Raw genomic sequence first — 5664 nt, forward strand, 5'->3', positions numbered from 1 at the left:
TGCCGTCGAGCTTGCCATAAAACTCGTCTCCTTTCAGGTTTGCTTCCCTCCTGAGATACAGGAGGCGTACAAATCGATGACTAGTTCTGCGTCCTCATAAGCTCGCGCACCAAAGAAGCGATTTCGTCGGCTTTGGTATCCAAAGCGAAATGTCCCGCGTCAAGCACGTGAATCTCTGCATCCGGTACGTCCTTCCGATAACGTTCCGGCTCGCCCAGGTCGAACGAAAGGTCATGCTTACCCCAGATGACCAAAAGCCTTGGCTGCGTTTTCTGCATCCATGCCTGCCATTTGGGATATGCGTCGACGTTCGTTCGGTAGTCGTAGAACAGATCGCTTTGAATCTGCGCCTGACCGGGTGAATTTAGAAATGCATACTCATCGGTCCATAGATCCGGGTCATAAAGCTCAACGTTCGGATCGTCCCCGATGTGACGCGTCTTTGTCGTGGCAAGCGACAATAGGTTCTTGCGCAGAGCTTCTTCATAAGCCGGCCTGTCTGCCCAGAAGGCCCGCCGCGTTGCCCAGTTCGCTCCCAGGCCTTCATTGTGTGCGACTGCATCCTGGACGATCAGAGCCCGGACACGACCCGGATGTGCCAATGCCATGCGGAATCCGACCGGTCCACCGTAGTCCTGCATGAAGAGCGTGTAGTGCGACAGACCAAGCGCCTCCGTAAAGTGGTCCATCACAATGGCAAGGTGGTCGAAGGTGTAGTCAAATTGCCTGGGATCGGGCCAGTCGCTGTGTCCGAAACCCGGATAGTCGGGTGCGACCAAGTGGTATTTGTCTGCAAGCCGCGTCAACAGCGGTTGAAACATACGCGAAGATGAAGGAAGACCGTGCAGAAGAAGAATGGTGGGAGCGCTGTTCGGCCCCGCTTCCCTGTAGAAGACGGAGAGTCCATCGACCTTCACTGAGCGATAGCTGATGCTCTGTTCCATTTGGATTCCCTTTTCTTGAGCCTGCATAACTGCGCTGGAGAGCATAAGGAGCACCAGCAAAGCGAGGGCTCGAAAGATTGCATTGACTGCATACTTCGCGATTGCGTTCGAAACTGCGGCCCGGCCGGTTCGCGCTGGCCCTTGTCGATTGGAAAGGGACGGCCAAGCTGGCCATTTGAGTCAAGTGGAACGGCCATTCTCCACGCATTCAACTCTTGTAGAAACATCGTGATGGAAGTCAGCATTTGTCCTCCCATTCACAAGCCCACTCCAAAATCGGGGCTGCAACTCCGGAAATGCCGGATACGAGCTTTTGCAGCAGTACTGTCGCATCGGTTTCCCGCGAGAGGCTCGCACTCTGTCCTGCCCACAACGGAAGGAATTCCGGGTTGGAAGCCTGCTCGGCAACAATTGAAAGATTTCGCACGAGAGCGCGCTGCAGCGGATAAGGAAGAATCTCGACTCCAGGGCGATTGAGTTCTTCGAGCAACTGGTTATGAATTCCGCGCGCCAAGCGTCCTGTAAAGCCGCGCGTCAACGCAGTTCGGCGCGCCCTTCCACTCAGTAAAGCGCTGCGATGAAGGACGCTGGCGCCGGACTGGTCACTGGCCAGAAACGCCGTTCCCAGTTGAACGCCTTCTGCTCCAAGCGCAAAAGCGGCGACGATTCCGCGAGCGTCGGCGATACCTCCGGCAGCGACCACAGGAGCAGAGACAGCGTCGACGACTTGAGGTATGAGAGAGAACGTTCCAGTAAGGGACTCTTCGGCGGAGTGCAGGAACGAGCCGCGATGGCCGCCCGCTTCGAATCCCGATGCAACGATGACGTTTACTCCGGCCTGTTCAAGAGCAATGGCTTCGTCAGGCGTCGTAGCCGTTCCCATTGTAAGTATTCCCTGTCCACGACATTCATCGATAACTTCCCTTGGTGGAACTCCGCAAATGAAGCTGAAGACGGGAACTCTTGCATCGATTAAGACTCGGACCTGGTCCTCGAAACACACCGGAACATAGGTTTTATATGCCGGCAAAGTGCCGCCCAGGGATCTGATATGCCCAGCCAAGTGCGACAGGGCGCGCCCAAACGCTTCAGATCCAGAAGAGCGTGCGCCCTCGCCTTCCATCGAGACCCACAGATTGATCGCGAATGGGTTTGTAGTGAGTGTACGGATCTCATCGATCACGTCTTTGATTGCCGAAGGGCTTAGACTATGCGCACCGAAAGAGCCAAGGCCGCCAAAATCCGAAACGGCTGCAGTCAATCGCTGCGTCGAGAGCCCGCCCAGAGGACCCTGGATGACTGGGTACTTGATTCCCAAGGTTGAAGAGACTCGAGTCTCTTTCCAGGGTGCCTCCGTACTGACTAACCGTTCTTTCATAACTGTCCTCTAATTCGTGGCCAGTGAGTGCCTGAGCTCTGCAGACACACACTACTCTGCGACTTCCAAGATGACTTCCAGCTCAACTGGAACCCCGATGGGAAGGCTGGCAACACCAATAACCAGTCGAACCGCTGTCTTTTCGCTGCCAAAGACATCCCGAAAGAGATCCGATGCGCCATCTGCGACTCTGGGCTGGTCAAAGAAGTCCCCGGAGGTTGCGATGAACACGCCAAGGCGAACAACACGAGTTATTCGGTCGAGTGAGCCAAGGTAATCTTTCGCCGCAGCTAGCGCGCCGAGAGCCGCGGTGTAGGCAGCATCCCGTCCATCTTCGACTGTGAGTTCATTTCCAAGCCGGCCAACGTACTTTGGCTTGTGGTCAACAACCGGGAGCATGCCGCTGAGGAAAAGCAGGTTGCCTGTCTGGACAGCCTCAACGTAAGTTCCAAATGGTGTGGGGGGAGCCGGAAGCTCGATGCCAAGAGCCTGTAGGCGGTGGTCGACACCGCCCAGTTGCAGAGCATTACGGGCTACCACCGGCCAGCGTGCGCACCGCCGTCCACGTGCAGCACCTCCCCGGTAACATGACGCGCTTCCGCGAGAAAGACGACCGCATCTGCGATGTCCTTCGGGTCGGAAATGGTACCCATTGGCGAAAGACTCTTCAGGAAGTCCTTCGGATTATTCTTGTGAAGCGGCGTATCCACCTGGCCGGGGGCAACCGCGTTGAAGCGGATGTTGCGCTTTGCGTATTCGCTTGCCAAACTGCGGGTGATTGCATCGAGTCCGCCCTTGGTGATCATGGGAATGGAAGCCGTAAGGATCGAGATTGGGTTCTCGACAAGCGATGTGGTGATGCTCGTTACGCTGCCTCCGGTACCTTGCGAAAGGATCTGCTTCACTGCCAACTGCGTGATGAAAATGAACCCTTCCAGATTCGTCGAGACCAGGGCACGAAAGTCCTCGGCGGTGTAGTCCGTGAAGGGCTTGGCCGAGAAGAGTCCCGCATTATTGACCACATGGTCGATGGAGCCAAACGCACTGATCGCGGTCTGAGCCACTTTCTCAGCCGTAGCTGCCTGACCGATGTCTCCGTCTACAAATGCGAGGTTTGGGGACGGCAGGAAGCCGGCCTTGGAAACGCTTCGCGAGGTTGCTACAACGTTATAGCCCCGATCAAGAAACGCTCGGACTACGGCTGCACCGATGCCTTGTGACGCGCCGGTTACTATGACTGTCTTATGTTCTGCCATGCTTCACTCCTCCGCTTCTCCGAAGATGTCGGAGGCGATGAAGTGATGAAATCACAGGGGCGATCTCGAAACTATTAGACGATGGTGTCGGTCGATACTTAAGTATTGGAAGGCATACGAGGAGCTCTTCAATGCCAGCCGAGTCTAAGCGGGAACATTCGTTCGCTGCGTTCCCGAGGAATCAAGCGGTTTAAGAAAAGGTGAATTATCTAGTCGCTTTTGAATCTGCCCTTTGCGGGCGCGGCAGGCGCAGTCTGGAGGCCATGTTCACCAGGTCGGGAAGAGAATCGGCCTTCATCTTATTCATCACCTTGCCTCGGTGAGCCTTCACGGTGATTTCGCTGATGTCGAGTTCGTCCCCAACCTGCTTGTTCAACATGCCCGAAACAACCAATGCCATGACTTCCTGTTCGCGTGGGGTCAGCGATGCATAACATTCTCGAAGATCATGCATCTCTGCTTCGCGCCCGAGAGCGGCTCGGCTTCGCTGGATTGCGTTCCGGATCGCATCGAGTATTACTTCATCTCCGAATGGCTTGGTCAGGAACTCGATCGCTCCCGCCTTCATGGCCTGAACGGTCATCGGGATATCACCGAAACCGGTGATGAAAATGATTGGCATGTGGATTCGATCGCCGGCCATACGCCTCTGCAACTCGAGACCATTCAGGTCGGGCAGATTCACGTCAGACACCAGACAACTCGGTACGCTCGCTCGCGGGCACGCGAGAAACTCCTCTGCCGAGGAAAATACTTGCGTCTGCCACCCCGCAGTTTGTATCAGCAACTCCAACGACTCGCGCACCGATATGTCGTCGTCAACTATGAATACGATTGGGGTGGCTTGCAGCATGCGTTTTGACCTCTGTTCATTGGCGCGTGCGCTGGCTTGACCTAAGTATATTACCGGCAAGGCACAGAGCACCTTATGAATCGCTCATTTCACGTGAAGTGCGGCATTGATCGCCACCAGAAGAGCTGTGTCACTGAATGGCTTGATCAGGCATTCGACCGCGCCCTCTTTGAGCAGACGGGGACGAATAGCCTCGCTGCTATGGGCCGTGATGAAGACAATTGGGATCTCTTGCCGGCGCCGGGCCAATTCGCGCTGTAGATCGGGCCCGCTCATCCCCGGCATAGCGATGTCCAGGATCAGACACTTGGTCTGGCCGACAGAATCGGACGCGAGGAACTCTTCGGCAGACGAGAAGGCTCTTGCCACGAAACCAAACTCCCTCAGCAGGTCGGGCAGCGACTCGCGCACAGACTCATCGTCATCGACCACCGATATGAGCGCACAATTGATTTTCACGACTTCCTCATGACTTTCGCTGCATTTGCCACAGCGGACGCCCGAATCGCGCCAAGGTTATGGGTGCCCGCACCACCTTCGAATCCCCGGGGAATAGAAAATGAAAACGTAGCTCCCGGACCGTCATTGAGTGCGGCCCAGAGGTGACCACGATGACGCTCGATGATGGAGCGGCATACGGATAGACCCATCCCCATACCGGCACTCTTGGTGGTATAGAACGCGTCAAAAAGCCTGTCCAGATTCTGTGAGTCGATGCCGATGCCCGTATCCTGCATGGTCAAACGAACGGAATCGCTTTCGTCTTGTTCGGTTCGGATGACCAACTGCCTTGGGCGGTCTTCGACGGCACTCATCGCATCGAGGGCATTACGGAGCAGGTTCAGGATGACTTGTTGAAGCTGAACTCGATCGCCGACGACTGGCGGGAGGTGGTTGGCAAGTTCCGACCTCAGCAACACACGGTTTCCCTGAAGTTCACCCAATGAAAGTGCAATCACCTCCTGCGTAGCCTCATTGAGATCTACTCGTTCGGTTGTGATGTCCTCCTTGCTGAAAAGAGCGCGCAGCCGCGTGATGACCTCCGACGCTCGGTTACCGTCGCGAATCGTGCGCCGGGCGGTTTCACGCGCGCCATCGATGTTGGGTGGATCGGCAGCCAACATGCGCAGACATGTGCTGGCGTTGGTAACGATTCCCGAAAGCGGCTGGTTGACCTCATGTGCGATGGATGCCGTCAAGGCACCGAGACTCGTGACCCGTGCGACATGAGCA

Annotated in this window: 7 protein-coding genes; all 7 read right to left on the minus strand. The window is 56.0% G+C overall.

Annotated elements, in window-relative coordinates:
• Positions 1 to 80: 80 nt before the first annotated feature.
• Complete coding sequence (locus VMU57_RS22405; protein ID WP_325387503.1) at positions 81 to 944, minus strand: alpha/beta hydrolase; 864 nt, start codon at positions 942 to 944, stop codon at positions 81 to 83.
• A gap of 238 nt (positions 945 to 1182) precedes the next feature.
• On the minus strand, positions 1183 to 2322 hold the full coding sequence (locus VMU57_RS22410) for a nitronate monooxygenase (RefSeq protein WP_325387505.1): 1140 nt from the start codon (positions 2320 to 2322) through the stop codon (positions 1183 to 1185).
• A 51-nt stretch (positions 2323 to 2373) separates the two neighbouring features.
• Positions 2374 to 2862, minus strand: a complete 489-nt coding sequence (locus VMU57_RS22415; RefSeq protein WP_325387507.1) for a RidA family protein — start codon at positions 2860 to 2862, stop codon at positions 2374 to 2376.
• A complete protein-coding gene (locus tag VMU57_RS22420; protein ID WP_325387509.1) occupies positions 2856 to 3578 on the minus strand; it encodes an SDR family oxidoreductase in 723 nt (240 codons plus the stop codon). The genes VMU57_RS22415 and VMU57_RS22420 overlap by 7 nt, the downstream gene beginning before the upstream one ends.
• Before the next feature lie 205 nt (positions 3579 to 3783).
• Positions 3784 to 4431: a response regulator transcription factor gene (locus VMU57_RS22425; RefSeq protein ID WP_325387511.1), complete on the minus strand. Its 648-nt coding sequence runs from the start codon at positions 4429 to 4431 to the stop codon at positions 3784 to 3786.
• 84 nt (positions 4432 to 4515) lie between these two features.
• Positions 4516 to 4890, minus strand: coding sequence for a response regulator (locus VMU57_RS22430; protein ID WP_325387513.1), 375 nt, complete (start codon positions 4888 to 4890; stop codon positions 4516 to 4518).
• Positions 4887 to 5664, minus strand: a 778-nt coding sequence (locus VMU57_RS22435; RefSeq protein WP_325387515.1) for a sensor histidine kinase, incomplete at its 5' end; no start/stop codon positions are given. The genes VMU57_RS22435 and VMU57_RS22430, both read right to left, overlap by 4 nt.

Origin of the sequence: Edaphobacter sp. (assembly GCF_035532915.1) — a bacterium.
Classification (GTDB): Bacteria; Acidobacteriota; Terriglobia; order Terriglobales; family Acidobacteriaceae; genus Edaphobacter.

Bases quoted from the DNA above. Each gene is read 5' to 3' on its own strand.
- VMU57_RS22410 (WP_325387505.1), bottom strand. From the start codon at position 2,322: ATGAAAGAACGGTTAGTCAGTACGGAGGCACCCTGGAAAGAGACTCGA.
- VMU57_RS22425 (WP_325387511.1), bottom strand. From the start codon at position 4,431: ATGCTGCAAGCCACCCCAATCGTATTCATAGTTGACGACGACATATCG.
- VMU57_RS22420 (WP_325387509.1), bottom strand. From the start codon at position 3,578: ATGGCAGAACATAAGACAGTCATAGTAACCGGCGCGTCACAAGGCATC.
- VMU57_RS22405 (WP_325387503.1), bottom strand. From the start codon at position 944: ATGGAACAGAGCATCAGCTATCGCTCAGTGAAGGTCGATGGACTCTCC.